This window comes from Aliamphritea hakodatensis, from assembly GCF_024347195.1.
GTDB lineage: Bacteria > Pseudomonadota > Gammaproteobacteria > Pseudomonadales > Balneatricaceae > Amphritea > Amphritea hakodatensis.
Genome location: NZ_AP025281.1, coordinates 2,049,544 through 2,068,661, shown reverse-complemented (window position 1 = coordinate 2,068,661; position 19,118 = coordinate 2,049,544). Strand labels below are relative to the sequence as shown.

General features: G+C 54.2%; 19 protein-coding genes. 8 read left to right on the top strand and 11 right to left on the bottom strand.

The annotated features are described in order from the left end of the window. Positions 1 to 123: 123 nt before the first annotated feature. From rlmD to PCI15_RS09445, 3 genes are read left to right on the top strand one after another with little or no spacing between them, the layout of a single operon-like run. Positions 124 to 1,563: a 23S rRNA (uracil(1939)-C(5))-methyltransferase RlmD gene (gene rlmD, locus PCI15_RS09455; protein ID WP_271274081.1), complete on the top strand. Its 1,440-nt coding sequence runs from the start codon at positions 124 to 126 to the stop codon at positions 1,561 to 1,563. After that, entirely contained in the window at positions 1,563 to 2,204 is a 642-nt protein-coding gene (locus PCI15_RS09450; protein WP_271274080.1) for an RluA family pseudouridine synthase, read from the top strand. Before rlmD ends, PCI15_RS09450 begins: the two co-directional genes overlap by 1 nt. A 25-nt stretch (positions 2,205 to 2,229) precedes the next feature. Then, positions 2,230 to 2,619 carry a YacL family protein gene (locus PCI15_RS09445; RefSeq protein ID WP_271274079.1) on the top strand — a complete coding sequence of 130 codons (390 nt, stop codon included), beginning with the start codon at positions 2,230 to 2,232 and terminating at the stop codon, positions 2,617 to 2,619. On the opposite strand, the gene PCI15_RS09440 is transcribed toward PCI15_RS09445, so the two are convergent. The 3 genes from PCI15_RS09440 to bamC form a co-directional block, all read right to left on the bottom strand. Further along, positions 2,616 to 2,975, bottom strand: coding sequence for a thiol-disulfide oxidoreductase DCC family protein (locus tag PCI15_RS09440; protein WP_271274078.1), 360 nt, complete (start codon positions 2,973 to 2,975; stop codon positions 2,616 to 2,618). The two genes, PCI15_RS09445 and PCI15_RS09440, sit on opposite strands and share 4 nt — an antisense overlap. Positions 2,976 to 2,993: 18 nt before the next feature. After that, a complete protein-coding gene (locus tag PCI15_RS09435; protein ID WP_271274077.1) occupies positions 2,994 to 3,944 on the bottom strand; it encodes a 2-hydroxyacid dehydrogenase in 951 nt (316 codons plus the stop codon). A gap of 78 nt (positions 3,945 to 4,022) precedes the next feature. Continuing rightward, positions 4,023 to 5,405, bottom strand: a complete 1,383-nt coding sequence (gene bamC / locus PCI15_RS09430; RefSeq protein WP_271274076.1) for an NlpB/DapX family lipoprotein — start codon at positions 5,403 to 5,405, stop codon at positions 4,023 to 4,025. Between the two features lie 514 nt (positions 5,406 to 5,919). Between bamC and PCI15_RS09425 the strand changes: the two genes are divergently transcribed. Continuing rightward, positions 5,920 to 6,387: a peroxiredoxin gene (locus tag PCI15_RS09425; RefSeq protein ID WP_271274075.1), complete on the top strand. Its 468-nt coding sequence runs from the start codon at positions 5,920 to 5,922 to the stop codon at positions 6,385 to 6,387. A 13-nt stretch (positions 6,388 to 6,400) separates the two neighbouring features. Here the strand turns inward: PCI15_RS09425 and PCI15_RS09420 are convergent, their stop codons facing one another. After that, positions 6,401 to 7,309, bottom strand: a complete 909-nt coding sequence (locus tag PCI15_RS09420) for a LysR family transcriptional regulator (protein ID WP_271274074.1) — start codon at positions 7,307 to 7,309, stop codon at positions 6,401 to 6,403. A 143-nt stretch (positions 7,310 to 7,452) separates the two neighbouring features. Here PCI15_RS09420 and PCI15_RS09415 point away from each other — a divergent pair, with 143 nt between their 5' ends. Further along, positions 7,453 to 8,379 (top strand): DMT family transporter, encoded by a 927-nt coding sequence (locus PCI15_RS09415; RefSeq protein WP_271274073.1) that lies wholly within the window; start codon positions 7,453 to 7,455, stop codon positions 8,377 to 8,379. A gap of 69 nt (positions 8,380 to 8,448) precedes the next feature. Here PCI15_RS09415 and PCI15_RS09410 read toward each other — a convergent pair whose 3' ends face one another. Both PCI15_RS09410 and PCI15_RS09405 read right to left on the bottom strand, forming a co-directional pair. After that, complete coding sequence (locus tag PCI15_RS09410) at positions 8,449 to 9,522, bottom strand: AI-2E family transporter (RefSeq protein WP_271274072.1); 1,074 nt, start codon at positions 9,520 to 9,522, stop codon at positions 8,449 to 8,451. 20 nt (positions 9,523 to 9,542) lie between these two features. After that, entirely contained in the window at positions 9,543 to 9,779 is a 237-nt protein-coding gene (locus tag PCI15_RS09405; RefSeq protein WP_271274071.1) for a sulfurtransferase TusA family protein, read from the bottom strand. Positions 9,780 to 9,973: 194 nt separating this feature from the next. Between PCI15_RS09405 and PCI15_RS09400 the strand changes: the two genes are divergently transcribed. After that, positions 9,974 to 11,464 carry a M48 family metalloprotease gene (locus PCI15_RS09400; RefSeq protein WP_271274070.1) on the top strand — a complete coding sequence of 497 codons (1,491 nt, stop codon included), beginning with the start codon at positions 9,974 to 9,976 and terminating at the stop codon, positions 11,462 to 11,464. Between the two features lie 67 nt (positions 11,465 to 11,531). Here the strand turns inward: PCI15_RS09400 and PCI15_RS09395 are convergent, their stop codons facing one another. Beyond that, a complete protein-coding gene (locus PCI15_RS09395) occupies positions 11,532 to 11,996 on the bottom strand; it encodes a DUF302 domain-containing protein (protein WP_271274069.1) in 465 nt (154 codons plus the stop codon). A 97-nt stretch (positions 11,997 to 12,093) separates the two neighbouring features. Then, complete coding sequence (locus tag PCI15_RS09390; protein WP_271274068.1) at positions 12,094 to 13,722, bottom strand: acyl-CoA synthetase; 1,629 nt, start codon at positions 13,720 to 13,722, stop codon at positions 12,094 to 12,096. Between the two features lie 208 nt (positions 13,723 to 13,930). On the opposite strand from PCI15_RS09390, the gene PCI15_RS09385 reads away from it, so the two are divergent. Then, positions 13,931 to 15,442 carry a PAS domain-containing sensor histidine kinase gene (locus tag PCI15_RS09385; protein ID WP_271274067.1) on the top strand — a complete coding sequence of 504 codons (1,512 nt, stop codon included), beginning with the start codon at positions 13,931 to 13,933 and terminating at the stop codon, positions 15,440 to 15,442. Between the two features lie 11 nt (positions 15,443 to 15,453). After that, positions 15,454 to 16,065 carry a response regulator transcription factor gene (locus tag PCI15_RS09380; RefSeq protein ID WP_271274066.1) on the top strand — a complete coding sequence of 204 codons (612 nt, stop codon included), beginning with the start codon at positions 15,454 to 15,456 and terminating at the stop codon, positions 16,063 to 16,065. Here the strand turns inward: PCI15_RS09380 and PCI15_RS09375 are convergent. The 3 genes from PCI15_RS09375 to PCI15_RS09365 all read right to left on the bottom strand — a co-directional run bounded on the left by PCI15_RS09375 (position 16,034) and on the right by PCI15_RS09365 (position 19,071). Further along, positions 16,034 to 16,927, bottom strand: a complete 894-nt coding sequence (locus PCI15_RS09375) for an alpha/beta fold hydrolase (RefSeq protein ID WP_271274065.1) — start codon at positions 16,925 to 16,927, stop codon at positions 16,034 to 16,036. The genes PCI15_RS09380 and PCI15_RS09375 overlap by 32 nt on opposite strands. Further along, the gene (locus PCI15_RS09370; protein WP_446680451.1) at positions 16,924 to 17,346 is read right to left on the bottom strand and encodes a PaaI family thioesterase; all 423 of its coding nucleotides are present in this window, start codon (positions 17,344 to 17,346) and stop codon (positions 16,924 to 16,926) included. Before PCI15_RS09370 ends, PCI15_RS09375 begins: the two co-directional genes overlap by 4 nt. 72 nt (positions 17,347 to 17,418) lie before the next feature. Continuing rightward, positions 17,419 to 19,071, bottom strand: coding sequence for an AMP-binding protein (locus PCI15_RS09365; protein ID WP_271274064.1), 1,653 nt, complete (start codon positions 19,069 to 19,071; stop codon positions 17,419 to 17,421). Positions 19,072 to 19,118: the final 47 nt, after the last annotated feature.

The following is a 19,118-nucleotide window of genomic DNA, read 5'->3' as shown; positions in this document are numbered from 1 at the left end:
CCGCCTGACACTGGTAAAATCCGCCGTCCAGAAGGCCTGCCGGAAATACACCGGTTAACGATCAGATTGCTTCTAAGCAACCACCACGGGCCTAGCCAAACTTTTCCTGACCAGAGCCCCGTCATGCGCCGAGCCAACCAACGTCACCGTTCTAAATCAAGCCAGCCACACAAGCCCGTTTCCAGTGAACCGGCTGAGCTGGTTATCGACTCACTCAGCCATGACGGTCGCGGCGTCGGACGCCTCAGCGGCAAAGCCACCTTTGTCAGTAATGCACTGCCCGGCGAAACCGTGATTGCAAAGCTGCACAACGCTAAATCCAAGTTCAATGAAGCTGACTGTGTGGAAGTGATCAGCGCCAGCTCAGACAGAGTGGCGCCTTTTTGCGAGCATTACCACACCTGCGGCGGCTGCGACCTGCAACACCTCAGCCAGCAGGCTCAGGTCAGCCACAAGCAGACCCAGGTACTGGAGCAGCTGTCGCGCATCGGTAATCTGACGCCTGAACAAACCTTGCCGGCATTACAGGGGCCTGCACAGAACTACCGCCGCAGTGCCCGTATCGGCATTAACCAGCGAGCCGACGGTGAAGTGATTATCGGTTTCCGTCGCCGGGCATCCAACCTGCTGACCCAGATCGATAACTGCCCGGTTCTGGACCCGCGGCTGGATAGCATCTGCGCCAGCCTGCGTGATGCACTTGAGGTATTGCCGACCGTTAAACACCTGACGCACCTGGATATCAGCCTCGGGGATACCGGCGGACTGTTCAGTGTTCGCCATGTTAAACCGCTGAACGAAGAAGAACTGACCATTTTTACTTCGGTTTGTGATGCCTACGGCCTGACACTGCAGTACGAGAAAAGTGAACGACACAGTTCCAGTTATCAGGTCAGCGACGTGAACCTGACTTTTCACAGCGGCGACTTTATTCAGGTTAACGGCGAGATTAACCGCCAGATGGTTGATCAGGCCCTGACCCTGCTGGATATTCAGCCTGACGACAAGGTCCTCGACCTGTTCTGCGGGCTGGGTAACTTCTCGTTGCCGCTGGCCCGCAAGGCGGCGCAGGTAACCGGCGTGGAAGGCAGCGACGCCATGGTAGAACAGGCAACCGCTAACGCCGCTGCCAATGACATTGAGAACTGCCGTTTTTTCCGTGCCAACCTGGCCGACACCATTATTCATACCCAATGGTACAAAGACAGCTACGATAAAATTCTGCTGGACCCGCCACGGGCCGGTGCGGAAAACATTATTGAGCAGGTTTGTAAGCTGAAAGCTGAAAAGATTCTCTACATTGCCTGCAACCCGGGTGCGCTGGCCCGCGATGGCGGTCAGTTACAACGGTACGGTTACAAGCTGAGCCGCTTTATGCTGGCGGATATGTTTCCCCAGACCCACCATATTGAATCCGTCGCACTGTTTGAGCGTGACCCGGACTTTAAACCGGAACAGCAGGAAAAACTGCTGGGTAAGCACAGCCATCTGCGGGAAGACTCCCAGAAAAAACGTAAAAGCAGCAGCAAGCCGGTGAAACAGGGCCTGTGGAGACGCCGGTAATGATTTACCCCTCCCTTGCAGCAGAACAGGTCCTCTACAGCGACGATCAGCTGATCGTCGTGAATAAACCTGCCGATCTGCTCTCTGTGCCGGGTAAAGGTGAAGATAAACAGGACTGTCTGTGGCGGCGTGCCCAGACAGATTTCCCAACTGCCCGTATCGTACACCGCCTGGACTACGCCACCTCCGGTGTGATGGTGATCGCCCTCAGCGCCGAAAGCCACCGCCACCTGAGCATGCAGTTTCAGAATCGGGAAACCGACAAATACTACCGGGCAGTCATTGCCGGCTCGCCGGCTGAAGACCAGGGACTGGTGGATCTGCCTTTGCGCTGCGACTGGGATAACCGGCCTCTGCAGATGGTCGACCATGAACAGGGTAAACCTGCTCAGACCCGCTGGGAAATAACCCAGCGGATGGATGATAAATGTCAGGTTAACCTCTATCCGGTGACCGGTCGTTCACACCAGCTGCGAGTCCATATGCTGGCACTTGGCCATCCGATTGTCGGCGACCGCTTCTATGCCAGCGAAGCTCAGCAGGCGATGGCCCCCCGCCTGCTCCTGCACGCTGAACAGCTGACCTTCAGCCACCCGGCCAGCGGTGAATCACTGACCTTTACCGCACCCGCCGACTTCTGACGCTAACCGCCATAACGGAACACACGTGGATTATCAGTTTAATCAGGATTACATTCTCGGCTGCCAGGCAAGCTTTGCGATGCCTCACGAAGCCTTTGGCCACTGGCTGAATGCAGCCCTTCATCAGCCGCAACACGACGCTGAGCTGAGTCGGATTATCCGTCAGGCAGAGTCAGTACTGGCCGGTGCCAGCATGAGCTGGGAACATGCCTCGGATGAGTATCAGTTAATACTGGAAGACGGCAGCGCCCGGATTTGCCACCAGAGCCTCAGTGAAGATTACGGCCTGGCCGACGCAGGTCTGGAGAACGATTTCGACTTCTACGATGAAGAAGCAGACAGCCACTGCGGGCTGGAAGACTTCATCGACGCACTGACAGACTGGCAAAGCTTCGTGCGTGAGAACAGCGGCTAATCCAGCCGCCCTTCCCGCCGTAACCGGCGTTTTACCGACCAGCGATACAAACAGGACAGCACCTGCTTAATCCCCGGCAGGCCTATCAGCCAACTGAGCCCGCGGTACCGGGGAATCCTTTGCAGCAGTAATATATAGGCATCCAGCTCCCTGAGCACCCGACCATCTTCCGCCTGAAGATGAAGCTCAGTCAGGGCCAGATAGGGGTCTATCCCCAGAGCCATCAGATAAGCATCCTGGCCGGTGATATCAAACCACTCCACGCCGGCAGGATCAGGATCAAGACGCTCATAATCTGCCCGGTCCCGCCGGCACCGGGGACAACTGCCATCATAGAACACTCTTAATCTGGCCATAGAGGCGCTCCTGAAAATTCAGTTCACCACCCGCAACAGCGCTCCCGATACATGAGCCGCAATGTTCTCGGCAACCTGATCTGCAATCCGCTGCCTTGCCTGCACGCTGCCCCAGGCACTGTGGGGCGTAATGATCAGATTAGGAATATCATCGGCGAGTAACACATTGCCTTCTTTTGGTGGCTCCACACTGAGCACATCCGTCGCCGCACCGGCAAGATGCCCTGAGCGCAGCGCATCCGCCAGCGCAGCTTCATTAACGATGCCGCCACGGGCGGTATTGATTAAAAAACTGCCCGGTTTCATTGTAGCCAGTGCAGCAGCATCTATCAGGTCCCGGGTATCTTCCGTGAGCGGGCAGTGCAGGCTGAGCACATCCGCGTTCATCAAAACCTCAGCCAGCGGTAACCGTCCGGGCTTTTCCTGCCCGGCGCGCCGGGCCACAATCACCTGCATCCCAAAGGCTTCAGCCAGCCGGGCAACTTCCTGCCCCAGCTCACCATAGCCCACCAGCCCCAGCGTTTTACCCGCCAGTTCTGACACCGGATAATCCAGCAGACAAAACTGTTCTGAACGGCCCCAGTCACCTTGTTTCACCGCCCGGTCATATGCAATCAGATTAGTATGCAGCGCCAGCATCATCGCCATCACATGCTGGGTCACCGAACGGGTACCGTAAGCCTGACAATTAGTTACAGTTATTCCAAGCTGCCGTGCGGCGGTCAGGTCCACATTATTGGTCCCGGTTGCCGCAATACAGACCAGCCGCAGCTTCTTCGCCCCGGCCAGCAACGCCTCACTGAGCACCACCTTATTGACGATAACCACATCCGCATTACAGATCCGTCCGGCGACCTGCTCCGGCCCGGTGGATGCATAACTGCTGAAATGCCAGCCACCCTGCTGCAGCGGGGCCAGATTTAAATCATCAAAATCCAGAGTCGCCAGATCCAGAAACACAACATTCATCAGAACGTTCTCCTTATGACAGATACAAAAAAAGGGCCTTCCTCAGGCCCTTTTTGCTATGCATAAATCCAGCGGCTATTAACCGGCCTGATTCAGGTTGTCCTTAACTTCCCAGAGGATTTCCTCAGCGATGGTTTTCGGAGCAGATACATCTTTATCTGTCTTAACCACCAGGAAGGCACCATCATTGGTCCGGCGCAGCTGCAGCTGATAACGTCCGATGTGTTCATAGTCACCGGTATTTTCGTTAATGACACCTTCATTATCGCCAAACACGTAGATAACCCGGTTACCTAACCAGATTTTATAGCCTTTACGCTTGGAAAGATCCGTCGGATCGGTCCACGGCTTTTCTTCACCTTTACGGCTGCCCGGCTGGAAGCCTTCAGCAACAGATGAATACTTAATATTGGCGTCCTGATCGCTGTCACCCAGCCCCAGCACTTCAGATAACCCGGTGGTATCCAGCTTAATTTCTTCACGGTCGGAGTGCAGCCACTCAAAGAAGCCCAGTGTCGGACCTTCATCAAACGGCGTAGTGGTCGCATAGGTCATGTAAATCACACCCAACTGCTGATCACGGGTACCGATATCCAGACCGGCACTGTCCAGTGCCCGGTTGACTTCACCCCATGCCTGATCAATGGTGCCGGAAATCTTCAGTGCAGGGAAACCGTTGGCATCACGTCCCAGTTGCGGACGTTTAACGCGCTGCGCCTCAACTGCCAGCTCACGCTGTGTGGTCGGCTTGTGCGCCGGACGGCTCAGGAAGCGCAGCATCTCAAACATCTGATTCGCTTTGTAGGCGTTATCCGTGCTCTTTTCCCAGTCAACGGTCGCCGGACGTGCTTCCTGCGGCACACGGCTGTGATCCATAACTATCTCGGTACGCTGGTAATCATCTTCCACCGGACGCAGGCTGACACGGACCTTATCACTCACGTCACCTTCCACATCGCGGAAGGTGACAGTATTCACCACGCTGTCGAAGAAACCGTAATCTTTACCGGCGGTATCCACCCACTCGGTTTCCATTACACCTTCACGGGGGGAAGATTCGCTGAGTTTGATACCACGGCTGGCCCAGTAGCTCTGTACCCGGGTCCAGACATCAGCAATCGGCTCATCAACAATTAACACTTTATCCAGACCGTCGCGCTTCATGGCAACGTTTTCACCACCGGCTTCAGCGTAGAAGAACTCAGGACGCGGTACGGTAAACTCCTGTTTACGGGCAACAGACGTCTCACCCACAGTCGGCACTTCAAGACGGTCACTCATCTGAATCGTATCGTCACGCAGGCTTGGCGGAATTTCCAGCCGCTGACTGGTTTGCGACTTTTCATAGTCCTGGCTGCGGTCTTTGATCAGACCGTTCTCACCGTAGATAGGATTAGATGTGCCACATCCAGTCAAAGTCAGTACAGCTGCCGCTAGTGGCAACAACACAAAATTTCGCATGTTTAATTCCGTTCTAAAATTAAAGGCAACCACATACATCGTTCGAGACGCCCTTTACCCCTGCAGATATGATTACCGGATTTTTCAACCGAAAATCATTGCGATTACAGATGCCTTAACCCGGCATTCTTCGGTTGCTGGCACAGTCACCAACCACAACGACAGCTACAGATGTAAATGAAAGTGCCTAATACTACTTGGCCTGCGAAGATCACTCAACGCTTCAGGCCGGTAAAATAACAAAAAGTCATAACAGACTAACCTTTGTGTATTTAAAGCCTTAATAGTTCAGCATTTTTTACATGAAAATCAGCCTGTAAGGGAAGGCATTTTAAGCATCTGCGATCATGCACAGTACGGACCCGGCTGACAGGCTGTTTTATCCGAGAAAAATCCATCCGGCTATTTTCTTCGTATCCATACTTTGTTTGAATGTACGCCTGTTTTTTTGCGGTCGGCGGAATCCTCCGGAGAGCGCCAGATATAAACACCTGTCTTTTTAAAGGAGCTAACTATGAGCCTGCCAGTTATCGGCGAAGCCGTTACCCATTTTACCGCTGCCGCGACCAGCGAAACCACTGTCACCCTGAGCGAGCTGAAAGGCAAAAACGTAGTCATTTATTTCTACCCGAAAGACAGCACCCCTGGCTGCACCACAGAAGGTCAGAACTTCCGCGACCTGTATCCGCAGTTTCAGGCAGCCAATACTGAAATCTTTGGCGTGTCCCGCGACGGCATGCGTGCCCATGAAAACTTCAAAGCAAAACAGGCCTTCCCGTTTGAGCTGATCAGCGACAAAGAAGAAGAACTGTGCAAGCTGTTTGACGTCATCAAACTCAAAAAGATGTACGGTAAAGAGCATCTTGGCATTGAGCGCAGCACCTTTCTGATCGATGCAGAAGGTGTATTGCGTAACGAATGGCGCAAACTGAAGGTGGCCGGCCACGCCGACGAAGTGCTGGAAGCCGTTAAAGCCCTGTAAGCAACTCCGCCCGCTACGCCGGTGTGTTGTTTGCCTGAAACCAGGTTTGCAGCATGCCGGCCAGTTGCCGCACCTCAGAAGAAGACTTCTCGTTACGCCTGACCAGCGCAGACCACTGTAAAGATAATCCTTTCCCCGGCGTAACCGCCACCACCCTGCCCCGGCTCAGTGCTTCAGATACCGCCCAGCGGGACAGAATACTGACCCCGAAACCGGCAGCTATCAGCTCAACAATGGCATCCGTCACTTCCACCACACTGAGCCGGCCGGGCACCACCCCCGCTGGACGGATAAAGCGTTCATACTCAAAACCCGGCTGAGTAGTCCGGCTGTAGGTCAGATAGTTTTCGGTCTGCAAATCCTGCGGATGGATACTGTCTCTCACAGCCAGCGGATGATTAACCGGCACAATCAGCTCCAGACAATCTTCAAACAGGGCAATCGCTTCAACCCCCGGCGTGGTCATATGACCGGGTGCCAGCACCATATCCACCTCACTCTCCAGCAGACTCTGCAGTGGCCGGTGGGTAGCGGCAGCAATCAGTTCTATTTCAATCCCCGGTGCCTGTCGCCTTAACACAGCCATGAAATCCGCCAGCCAGTGATAACAGTTATAAGCGGCAACCCCGATCCGCAACGTCACACCATCGTTCTGCTGGCGCTGTATAAAGTCCTGTTCTGCCCGCTGCAATACCGGCAAAACCTGCTGCATCTGCTGTATCAGCACCTCACCGGCGGGGGTCAGTTTCAGCACCCGTCCCTGACGTTCAAAAACCGCGCCTCCCAAGCGCCGTTCCGCTTCAGCCAGTCGATGGCTGAGTGCCGACTGACTGATGCCCATTACCTGAGCAGCCTGCCGTAATGTTCCGCACTGGCAGACCTGATGAAACATCTCCCAGTGACGCATATCCAGCCGCATCATAACCGGCCTCCTTAAAACCCACTAACACATGCATAAAACTAATTGATTAGCCGAATAATTCAATATTTATTTCATCATTTTATTACTAGGATGCAGGCATCCAATCCATCGTACGCATGCAGCAAAAGGATCCTGACGTCATCATGCAAAGCTCAGCACCGCAACTAACCTCTGCACTGAACGGCAGACCGCAGCAAAGCAACGTCTCTCAGCTAGCGGGGCCAATGATGATCTTCGCCTCTGCCTGCGGCTTCGGGCTCAACCCGCTGTTCGTACAGTTTCTGGCTCAGGAAGGCTTCGATACACTGGCCACAACCTTCTATCGTTTCGCGATCCCCGGCCTGATCTGCGCTGGATTTTTACCCCTTGCCCGGGCCCTGTGGCCGGAAGCCGGGCGGATGCTCGGGCTGGGCATGCTCAATGGCATCGGTGCTTACTGCTATTTTGATGCCCTGCAGACAATTCCTGTCAGCCTGGCCATTCTGATTTACTACACCTATCCGGTGTTTTGCGTGATTATCGGCTGGGGCTGGCGTAAGCGCCGCCCCTGCCGGAATGCCTCACTGGCCGCTATGCTGATCCTGATTGCAGTATCACTGGTCGCCACCCCGGAAACCCTGCGCGGAGTGCCCGTCAGCGCAATGCTCAGTTGCGCGATCGCCCCACTGATTTTCGCTGCCCACATTCAGTATCTGGCAAAGCCGGCACAGCACATCCCCGCCACTGGCCGCATCGCCTGGAGCTCCGCCGGTCACCTGGTCATTCTCGTCCCGATGATGCTGCTGTCACCGCCTGAGCAGTTACTGCCGCACAGCGTCAGTGGATTGTACGGTCTGCTGGGGATTGCGATCATTGCCGCCACCATCCCCCAGTTTATGTTTCTGGCCGGGGTGAAGCGTACCGCCCCGGAGCAGGTCGCCATTATCGGTGCCAGCGAACTGATTATCGCGATGCTGACCGGTACCTGGTTTATGCAACAGCCGCTGGGCCAGCCGGAGATTACCGCCATGTTGCTTATCTGCATCGCCCTGATGATCCGTACCCACAAAGAGGTACAGGCCCCGGCCTGAACATGTCATCAGGCATAAAAAAACCGCATCAGGCTGCACCTGATGCGGTTCTTAATCTCTGAGCCCGGTCTACTCTGTCGCCCCCGACCCGAGGGCATGACTCTTCGGCCAGGCATTCAGAATTGCTTTAATCAGGGTGGCCAGCGGAATTGCAAAGAACACGCCCCAGAAGCCCCATACCGTACCGAAAATCAGCACCGCCACAATGATGGATACCGGGTGTAAATTTACTGCTTCAGAGAACAGCAAAGGCACCAGCACGTTGCCGTCCAGCGCCTGAATAATGCCGTAGGCGATCATCAGGTACCAGAACTCATTCGTCCAGCCCCACTGTACAAAGCCGATCAGCGCCACCGGCAGAGTCACCAGAGCTGCACCGATATACGGAATCAGTACTGACAGCCCCACCATAATGGCCAGCAGTGCTGCATAGTTAATGCCCAGGAATACAAATGCGATATAGGTAACCGAACCAACAATGACTATTTCGATAACCTTGCCGCGGACATAGTTAGCAATCTGATCATCCATTTCATGCCACACATTGGTCAGCATTTCTTTCTTTTCCGGCAGGAAAGACACCCACCAGCGGGCCAGGCCACCGCCATCTTTCAGGAAGAAAAACACCAGTATCGGCACCAGAACCAGATAAATCAGCAACGCAATTAGACCGGTAATCGAGTTAAGCGAGAAGGTCACCACCCACTGACCGGCCTTACTCAGCTCGGTGGTGGCAATATCAATGATCTGGGTAATCTGGTGCTCAGAGAAAATCTCCGGATACTGCTGCGGCAACAACAGCAACACATGCTGGGCCTCAGTGACCATCCTGGGAAGTTCGTTAAACAGGTTCACCGACTGTTTCCACGCCAGCGGCAGAATAAACAGAATGACGGATAACAGCACCCCGACAAATACCAGAAACACCGACACCACCGATACAATATGCGGGACGTTCTTTTCCTTCAGCCAGACGATAACCCCCTGCATCAGAAACGCCAGTATGATACTGGTAAACACCGGTGCCAGTGCCTGCCCCAGATAAATGATGACACCAAAAGACGCTACCAGAAGCACCAGCAACAACATTACTTCTTCATTTGAGAAGTAACTTTCAATCCATTTAGAAAAAATCTTCTTCAAACCCGGGAGCTCCTCAGCCGTTAACCGCGGCGAATCACGTAAATATATTCATCATCCTCGGTGAACGCTTCCAGCAATTCATGGTCGGACTGATCTGTATAGGCTTTAAAATCCCGAACCGAGCCGGCATCTGTTGCGACTACCCGCAGCACCTGACCCGGTGATAAAGCATGTAAAGCCTGCTTGGCTTTAAGTAAAGGTAGCGGACAATTCAGGCCACGGGCATCAAGGTGTTGATCAACCAACTCAGACATCATACATACTCTCAGAATAACACGCGCCAACACCCGGATTACAAAACCACTGTGGCGGTTAAAACCATAATGCTAATAACAAGTTGAGCAATATATAATAAAAAGGCTCAATAACCTATGACACCAAAGTTATTTTCTGCGTGCTGCTATACACTGCCTGACAGATATCATGAAAGCTGCGATAAGGGTTCTAAGCTGTGACGACGAAAGCTGTGACAACAAACGTTGCGATACAAAAAGTTGTGATGATGAAAAAGATTTTTCAGCGCGGCCTGATCGCCGCCGGCAGTGCAGCATTCTGCCTGTTGCCGTTGAGTGCCCCGGCCAGTAATCAACTGCCGACGATTGGCGATACAACCTCTTCTGTGATTTCACTGCAACAGGAATACCAGCTGGGCCGCACCTGGGCCCGGCTACTGCGGGGCAGCACCCGTGAATATCATGATCCGGTGGTCTACAACTACCTGTCAGACACCCTGTGGAATCTGGCAGCCACCAGCCAGTTAGCCGACCGCAGGCTGCAACTGATCGTACTTGATAACCCGACCCTTAACGCATTTGCGGTTCCCGGTGGGATTGTCGGCATTAATGCCGGGCTGGTGCTGGCGGCAGAAAACGAACAGCAACTGGCATCCGTCGTGGCACACGAACTGGCACACCTGTCACAACGGCATTATGCCCAGCAACTGGAACAGCAGCGGATTAATCAGCCGCTGATCCTCGCCGGTGTACTGGCCAGCATTGTTGCCGGGGCAGCATCCGGCGGTCAGGCCGGCGTTGCCGGTCTGTCCACCAGCATCGCTGCCGGCCAACAGCTCAGCCTGAACTTCAGCCGCCGTAACGAGCAGGAAGCTGACCGGATCGGCATGCTCAATCTGGTTGCCTCCGGCTACGATCCTAATGCCATGCACCAGATGTTTGGCCAGTTGCAGCGTTCCAGCCGCTTTCTTGGCCAGCGGCCACCGGAATTCTTACTGACTCACCCGGTCACTGAATCCCGGATTGCCGATGCCAAAAACCGCGCCAAGCAACTGGCTTCCAACGGCCACCGGGCTTACACCCCGGAATTCGGTCTGATCCAGACCCGTATCAAAGTCAGCTACAGCAAACAGCCCGCCGATCTGATTAAAGAATACGAAGCCCAGAGCCAGGACCCTCTGAGCCAGTACGGCATCATGCTGGCAGCAACCCGCCACCTGCAGTTCGATAAAGCGATGCAGGCCTACGATAAACTGCCAGCCAGCTTCAAAAACCAGTTGGCCGTCAACATCGGCTATGTGGAACTGCTGCTGGCTAAAAAAGATTATCCCGGCGCACTGGCAAAACTGGACAGCCTGTACCAGCTCTACCCCGACAGCTATCCGGTCCGCCTGTTTTATGGCCGGGCGCTGATGAATGCAGGGGACTACTCCAAGGCGGTCAGCTTTTACGAAAACCTGACCGAATCCCAGCCACAGAACAGCCGGCTCTGGTATGAGCTGGCCGAACTCTATGGCCTGGCTGGCGACACCAAAGGTTTACATCTGGCACGGATCGAATATTTTCTGGCCGTTGGTCAGGTAGACCGGGCCATGCAACAGATCGATATAGCACTGAAAAATCCCGGGCTAAGCAGCCATGAAATTACCAACCTGAATCTTCGCAAAAAATCTGCTGAAGCGATCCGCGAACAGATTAAGGCTCTGTAACTTTACATTCTCCACCAAAAAAGGCGCCAAAGGGCGCCTTTTTTAACAGTTAAACCACCGCGAAAATCTACTGGGTTGCTTTCTGAGCAAAGGCATTCAGGGCCCCGGCAACCTTCTTCAGCGGCATCTCACACCCCTGAATATCATGCCGTTCAGCCAGGTATTGCGGATCGTTATAGCTCAGCCAGACCTGCCCCTGATCATCTTCCTGGATCAGTGCTTTTTGAGGTAAATCAATGGCGACCTGCGGGCTGCAGTTCATCAGCAAGGTACCGATTTTCGGGTTACCGAATACCACTACCTCGGTCGGACGCAGTGACAGGCCAACGCTTTCCGCCCCTTTAGTGTGGTTGATACGGGTAAACACCGTCATCCCTTTTGCTTTCAGAACCGTTTCAAGCTTATCAGCGGTCTCAGCGACAGACGACGCACTCTTCAGCCGGATCAGGCCATCTCCGGCATGAGCACTCAGCGTAGCCGTCGCAAATAAAATACTGCCGGCAATTGCGGCAATCTGAGGAAACTTCTTCATGATAATCCTTTATATCTGGGTAATTAATGTGGTTCACCTGGCAATACTCTGACCACATTTCTGCCCGGAAGATTCCTCAGACACACAAAACACCCGACTAAAGACTGACCCTTTCCCGCAGCACAAACTTCTGAATTTTGCCGGTTGAGGTCTTCGGCAACGATCCGAAAATCACACACTTCGGCACTTTAAAATGCGCCATATTATCCCGGCAGAATGCAATAATATCCGCCTCGCTAATATCGGCAGCTTCTTTCAGGGTCACGAACGCACAGGGCACTTCCCCCCACTTTTCATCATCTTTGGCGACAACCGCGGCTTCCATAACCTGAGGATGCCGGTAAAGTACATCCTCCACCTCAATGCTGGAAATATTCTCACCACCGGAAATAATAATATCCTTGGAACGGTCCTTAATTTCGATATAGCCATCCGGATGCCAGACCGCCAGATCACCGGAATGAAACCAGCCCCCGACAAAGCTGGCCTCAGTGGTTGACGGGTTCTTCAGATACCCTTTCATCACCAGGTTACCGCGCATAAAGATTTCCCCCATGGTCTGGCCATCCCGGGGAACCGGTTCAAGGGTATCCGGGTTAGCCACCATCAGGCCGTCCAGCATGGGGGCCCTCACGCCCTGCCGGGCCTTAAGCCGGGCAATTTCATCCTGACCCCTGTCATTCCAGGCATCATGCCATTCACACACCACAGAAGGCCCGTAGGTTTCGGTCAGACCGTATACGTGTGTCACGGTAAACCCCATTGCTTCCATATTCTGAATCACCGCCGCCGGCGGCGCAGCCCCGGCAGTCATCACATTCACCGCATGGTCAATCCCGGCTTTCAGCTCAGCAGATGCATTATTCAGCATGTTAAGCACAATCGGTGCACCGCAGAAATGGCTGACTTTCTCTTCCCGGATGGCCGTATAGATTGCATCATCCCGGACATGCCTCAGGCACAGATTCACACCTGCCGCAGCCGCCACCGACCAGGGGAAACACCAGCCGTTACAGTGGAACATCGGCAGGGTCCACAGATACACAGGGTGCTGGCCCATATTCCAGGAAACAATATTGCTCATCGCATTCAAATACGCACCGCGATGGTGATACACCACCCCCTTCGGATTACCGGTGGTACCGGAGGTATAATTCAGGCTGATTGCATCCCATTCATCATCAGGCATTTGCCAGACATAACCGTCACTGCCTTCTGCCAGCAAAGCTTCATAATCACACTCGCCGATCAGGTGCCCGCCTTCGAAATACGGATCATCAATATCAATCACCAGCGGCCGGTGCTCCAGCATATTCAAAGCCCGCTCGATCACGCCGGAGAATTCCCGGTCAACGATGACCACCTTAGCTTCAGCATGCTGCAGAATAAACGCCAGCGCCTCAGCATCCAGACGAATATTCAGGGCATTCAGCACCGCGCCGGCCATTGGCACCCCGAAATGCACCTCAAACATTGCCGGAATATTCGGCGCCATTACCGCCACCGTATCCCCTTTGCCGATGCCCCGGCCATGCAACGCGCCGGCCAGTTGCCGGCAACGGCGATAGGTTTCCGACCAGCTGCGTCGGGTTTGCTGATGCACCACCGCCGGATAGTCGGGAAACACGCTGGCCGCCCGCTCAATAAAGCCAAGCGGACTGAGCGCGGCAAAATTGGCAACATTTTTTTCCAGACCAAAACTGTAAGGGCTGCTGGGGGTCGGCATAGGGATCTCCTTCTCAAAACGCACGGGACTTATATTCGACAACAAAATCTGACAACAAAGTCCGATAACAGAACATCGCCCGATATTAAGGGTAATTACCTATACGTGATACTATCCTAAAGTCATACCCGGCCAGACCACATTAAGAATTGATTTTTTATCAGGGTTTATCCTAGGATCAGGGCATCAATTACCGGACACCGTACATATGACCGACAGTAAACTCCGACATCTGGATGACATTGACGAAGCCGAACGCTTCCGTTTTCTGGTGGAGCAGTCCACCGACATGATCTCCCGTCACTCCCCCAGCCAGGACTGGACCTTTCTGGATGTCAGCCCGGCGGTTGAGCGGATGCTCGGATACACCGTTGAAGAAATGATTGGCACCCGGGGCTACGACCTGTTTCACCCGGAAGATGCTGATAACCTGATCAAACGGTCTGCCTCTGTGCGCTACCGCCGGGGAATGTACACCAACGTTTACCGCTACAAACATAAACAGGGCCACTATATCTGGCTGGAAACCACCAGCCGGACCCTGCGGGACGAAGACGGTAAGCCCATCGAAATTATCTGTGTCTCACGGGATGTCACCGAACAGACCCTGGCCCAGCAGGCTACCCGACGGCTGGCAAGAGTGGTGGAAGCCTCTTCGGACATGATCATGTTCTGCAACCACAACACCCGGCAACTGACCTACATGAATGAGGCCAGTTACATCACCTTTGGCACTGAAAAAGAAAACCCGGTGGTGTTCTATCTGGAACAGCTGTTCGAGCCTCAGGTTTACAGCAGTCTGCTGCACGACGCCCTTTGCCATGCGGCGGAACACGGCACCTGGTACGGCAGCATTCCCCTCAAGCTGCCCAACAACCGGCCCCGCAACGCCGAAGTACGGGAAATCATCGCGCACCGCAACCTGAACGATGATATGTCTGTTGAGTATTACTCCATTATCGGCCGCGACATCACCCTGCGCCGCAAGGCGGAAGAAGAAATGAAACGGCATCAGCTGGAAATGGCCCATATCTCCCGGCTGCTGTCAGTGGGAGAAATGGCCTCCGGCCTCGCCCATGAGATCAATCAGCCACTGGCGGCCATTCTCAACTACTGCCGTGGTTCGATGCGCCGGATCGAAGAAGGCCGCTTCAAGAGTATCGGTGAAGTGGGAAAATCCATGGAACTGATTACCCGGCAGGCCAAACGGGCGGCTGAAATCGTTAAACGTATGCGCAGTTTTGTGAAAAAGACCGAATATCAGCGCATGACGTTTTCCCTCAATGACAGCTGTCATGAGATTGCCGAATTCCTCAAACAGGAAGCCATTGACCACGGCACGGTATTTGAATTCCAGCTGGAAAACGACAATCTGCAGATTCTTGCCGATAAAATACAGATCGAACAGGTACTGCTGAACCTGTTCCGTAACGCCATCGAAGCGTATAACGGCTGTCAAAAAAATCACCGACCCGTTATTATCGCCACCCGAAAGCAAAATGAATGCATTTATATTTCGGTATCAGATGAAGCAAAAGGCATTTCCAAAGACATGCTGGGTAAGCTTTTTGAACCCTTTTTCACCTCTAAAGCCACCGGGCTTGGGATGGGGTTATCGATATCGAGAACCATAATAGAAACCCACGGCGGGCAGCTCTGGGCAGAGAGTGATGGTAAAACCGGCACCCGGTTTTACATTAAATTACCGGCAAAAACCTGAAGGCAAGCACCATGCAGAAACACCCTGGCAACGTATTCATAGTGGACGACGATGATGACTTCCGTGATTCCATGCAATGGCTGCTGGAGAGTGCTGACCTGAACGTCAGCAGCTTCGCTTCGGCCCGGGATTTTCTGAGCAACTACAAAGGCGAAGCCGGCTGTATGCTGCTGGATGTCCGTATGCCGGAAATCAACGGCCTGGCCCTGCAGCAAATCATGAAGGAACGGGATATCCACCTGCCAATCGTGGTGCTGAGTGGCCATGGTGATATTCCGATGGCTGTTACCGCAATGAAAAACGGCGCGCTGGATTTTCTGGAAAAACCCTTCGACGACGAAGTACTGCTCCCACTGGTGGAAAATGCACTGGCCCACAGCACTGCCCTGTTCGAAAACCAGCAACAGCAGCAGCAGATTCAGGACCTGCACGACAGCCTGAGCCGCCGTGAAAAACAGGTCATGACACTGGTGGTCGACGGACGGGCTAACCGTGAAATTGCTGAAGAATTAGGCATCAGCCCAAAAACCGTGGAAGTTCACCGTTCCCGGGTAATGAGTAAGATGCGTGCCGGCAGTCTGCCGGAACTGGTTAAGCAGGCCGAGCAACTCGGCCTGAACTGATCCGGCGCGTTAAAAAGCCACTGATCACTGCCACACAGGCATCAGTGGCTTCCAGATGGGGGATATGACGGCAGTCTTCCAGCATCAGTGCTTCAGCCTGAACCGCGCCGTCACCGCTGCCTCTGCGGTTAATGCCGTGACAGATCTCGTCAACCTGGGCCGGCTCGCCGTACTGATCTTCAACCCCCTGCATAATCAGCGCGGGGCATTCAACCCGGCTCAGCCAGCCACTCAGATCCAGCCCCTGAAAAGAGTCCCGCAGCCAGGTGTCATTCCACAGCCAGAAAAGCTGGTCAGTATATTCCCCGTGATAACGGGCCAGACGTTCCGGCAAATCGGTTTCCTGATACAGCCTGCGGGCCGCTAAAACCCCGCGCCGGGTCAGCGGGTCCACCCGTACATGGGCAGCCATCGTGACGATAGCCTGCACCCTGCCCGGCAACTCTGCAGCCCCCATAAAGGCAATCGAACCTCCATCACTGTGCCCTACCAGTATCACCGACTTCAGCCCGGCCGCATCCAGCACCGGCCCGAGCCTTTGCAGGGCTTCACGCTGCAGGTAATCATCAGGACGAACATCATCCGGCACGCCTGACCTCCCATAGCCCTGACGCTCATACGCAAACACGTCCAGCCCGGTGGCCAGCGCCAGCCGGGAAGGAAAGTCTTTCCACATATCCAGGTGCCCCAGTGCTTCATGCAATAGCACCAGCACCGGCTTATCCGGGTGATGATCACCGCCGTGGCGACCGTGAATATAATGAATCTGCCCCCCCGTTTCCGGGATCAGATACCCTTCCTGCCAGCTCAGCGCAGCTGCATAATAATGCTGCCGCCGTTCTGCGCTCAGATACTCACTCATGTACGCTCCGGTATCGAATAGGTCAGGGTACTGTGGGCCACCACATCCTCAGAACCGGCGGAACGAATCCAGACTTCCCCCACGGCCAGCCGTTTACCCAGTTTCATGATCTGGCAACGGGCCACCAGATCACAGTCCGGCAGGGGTTTCTGCATAAAATTAATATTCAGATTGGTGGTTACCGCCAGCGCCACCATGCCGATCTGGCCAAGCAAAGCGGCGTACATGGCCACATCCGCCAGCGCCATCATTACCGGACCGGACACCGTGCCACCCGGGCGCAGGTGTTCATCGCCCACCTGCAGGGTCATTTCCGCCCAGCCATCCCCCAGCCCGGTCAGCACACCGAAGCGCTCGCCCTGGGGAAAATGCTCGGTCAGAAAACCGTTTAAATCTGCAATCGACATTACTGGCTGCACAGACGACTCCTTATACAGTCTTTTTCAGACAGATATGCTCATACAAGCACACTTTAACAGGACACACCTGACTTAAACCGTCAGGGCATCCGCCTCTTCTTTGGCCCGGTTACGCAAAATAAACCGCTGAATTTTGCCACTTGGAGTTTTCGGCAAATCCGCGACAAACTCGATTTCCCGGGGGAATGCATGGGTCGATAACCGCTCACGCACCAGGGTTTTCAGTTGCGCGATCAGATTTTCATCCGGCTCAAAACCGGCCTTTATCACCACATAGGCCTTCAGGATGGCGCCGCGTTCCGAGTCAGGCTTACCGACAACCCCACTTTCAGCCACCGCTTCATGTTCCAGCAACGTGCTTTCAACATCCGCCGGGCCCACCCGGTAACCGGCAGTGGTAATAATGTCATCATCCCGGCCATTAAAGGAATAGCTGTCATCCCCATGGCTGACCACTACATCTCCGGTGAGATAATACTTGCCCCGGAACGGGTTCTTTTCCCCCCAGGTATAGCCGGGGAAAAAGAACAGTGGTGACTTTTCCATATCGATGGCCAGTTCTCCCACCTCCCCTTCACCGATTTCCTGCAAATTCGGATTCAGCGCCACCACCCGGTGACCGGGCATCGAAAAGCCCATCGAGCCAATGCGCACCACCCTCTGCTCCAGCTCGTGGTGGTTGCAGGCTGTCATGCCGGTTTCAGTCTGTCCGTAATGATCCATGACCGGACACCCCAGCCGTCGGCCAACCCAGCCGATCACCTCCGGATTGAGCGGTTCACCGGCACTGCTGGCCACCCGCAGATTAAATGGCTGTTCGCCATCCAGCACATCATCATGAGCCATCAGCATCCGGTATGCGGTCGGGGCTGCGGCCAGATTGGTAATCGCATATTTACGCAGCATTGCGTAGGTGGTTTCCGGGGTAAAACCATGCTCATTAAAGTGTGTCGCATTGCCCAGCAGCAATGGCCCGACAACCGCATAATACAAACCATACGCCCAGCCCGGATCAGCCACATTCCAGTATTTATCATCAGCGCGCAAACCAATGGCGTAACGCATATACACATGAAACGACAGTAATGCTCTGGCCGGGACCGCCACCCCTTTCGCCTTACCGACAGTGCCGGAGGTAAACATCTGTAAAAACGGCTCATCCGCGCCGATCACAACCGGCGTAAACGCATCACTTTGCTGCTCCAGCTGCTGCTTAAAATCCATATCCTGCTGATATTCGGTAGCAGCTCCGTCACGGTTAACCAGCAATACCGGGGGGCAGGCATTCACGGTATCAAATTTATGCCGGTTTTCCCCGTCAGTCACCACCAGCCTGGTTTCTGCCCGGGTCAGACGGTATTCAATCGCACCACTGCCAAAAGCAGTAAACAATGGCTGATAAACCGCCCCCGCCCGCAAAACACCCAGCACAACCACCAGCAACTCCGGCGTGCGGGGTAACATACAGGCCACCCGGTCGCCACGGCCAATGCCCTGTGCGGCAAGAAAATTGGCAAACTGCGCCGCCCTCGCCTGTAATTCTGCAAAGCTGTGCTGCGAGGCAGGCCGGTTAACGCCTTCGTAATACAGCGCAATCCGGTCTTCATCTGCCCAGCGATCACATATTTCACTGCAGACATTAAAACCGTCTTTTAAATTACCGATCAGTTGCGTTTCAACTTTGTCCGCACTGAAATCACCGTAAAATGCCCCATAGTTTTCCATGTAAATTGCCTCTTATATTTATTATTTCTGCGGGCACATTCCGGGTT

What these genes read in the sequence shown, in the direction of transcription:
- PCI15_RS09390 (WP_271274068.1), bottom strand. Translation starts at nt 13,722, where the DNA reads ATGCCGACCCCCAGCAGCCCTTACAGTTTTGGTCTGGAAAAAAATGTT.
- PCI15_RS09365 (WP_271274064.1), bottom strand. Translation starts at nt 19,071, where the DNA reads ATGGAAAACTATGGGGCATTTTACGGTGATTTCAGTGCGGACAAAGTT.
- PCI15_RS09435 (WP_271274077.1), bottom strand. Translation starts at nt 3,944, where the DNA reads ATGAATGTTGTGTTTCTGGATCTGGCGACTCTGGATTTTGATGATTTA.
- PCI15_RS09440 (WP_271274078.1), bottom strand. Translation starts at nt 2,975, where the DNA reads ATGGCCAGATTAAGAGTGTTCTATGATGGCAGTTGTCCCCGGTGCCGG.
- PCI15_RS09450 (WP_271274080.1), top strand. Translation starts at nt 1,563, where the DNA reads ATGATTTACCCCTCCCTTGCAGCAGAACAGGTCCTCTACAGCGACGAT.
- PCI15_RS09395 (WP_271274069.1), bottom strand. Translation starts at nt 11,996, where the DNA reads ATGAAGAAGTTTCCTCAGATTGCCGCAATTGCCGGCAGTATTTTATTT.
- PCI15_RS09420 (WP_271274074.1), bottom strand. Translation starts at nt 7,309, where the DNA reads ATGATGCGGCTGGATATGCGTCACTGGGAGATGTTTCATCAGGTCTGC.
- PCI15_RS09375 (WP_271274065.1), bottom strand. Translation starts at nt 16,927, where the DNA reads ATGAGTGAGTATCTGAGCGCAGAACGGCGGCAGCATTATTATGCAGCT.
- PCI15_RS09405 (WP_271274071.1), bottom strand. Translation starts at nt 9,779, where the DNA reads ATGATGTCTGAGTTGGTTGATCAACACCTTGATGCCCGTGGCCTGAAT.
- bamC (WP_271274076.1), bottom strand. Translation starts at nt 5,405, where the DNA reads ATGCGAAATTTTGTGTTGTTGCCACTAGCGGCAGCTGTACTGACTTTG.
- rlmD (WP_271274081.1), top strand. Translation starts at nt 124, where the DNA reads ATGCGCCGAGCCAACCAACGTCACCGTTCTAAATCAAGCCAGCCACAC.
- PCI15_RS09425 (WP_271274075.1), top strand. Translation starts at nt 5,920, where the DNA reads ATGAGCCTGCCAGTTATCGGCGAAGCCGTTACCCATTTTACCGCTGCC.
- PCI15_RS09415 (WP_271274073.1), top strand. Translation starts at nt 7,453, where the DNA reads ATGCAAAGCTCAGCACCGCAACTAACCTCTGCACTGAACGGCAGACCG.
- PCI15_RS09380 (WP_271274066.1), top strand. Translation starts at nt 15,454, where the DNA reads ATGCAGAAACACCCTGGCAACGTATTCATAGTGGACGACGATGATGAC.
- PCI15_RS09385 (WP_271274067.1), top strand. Translation starts at nt 13,931, where the DNA reads ATGACCGACAGTAAACTCCGACATCTGGATGACATTGACGAAGCCGAA.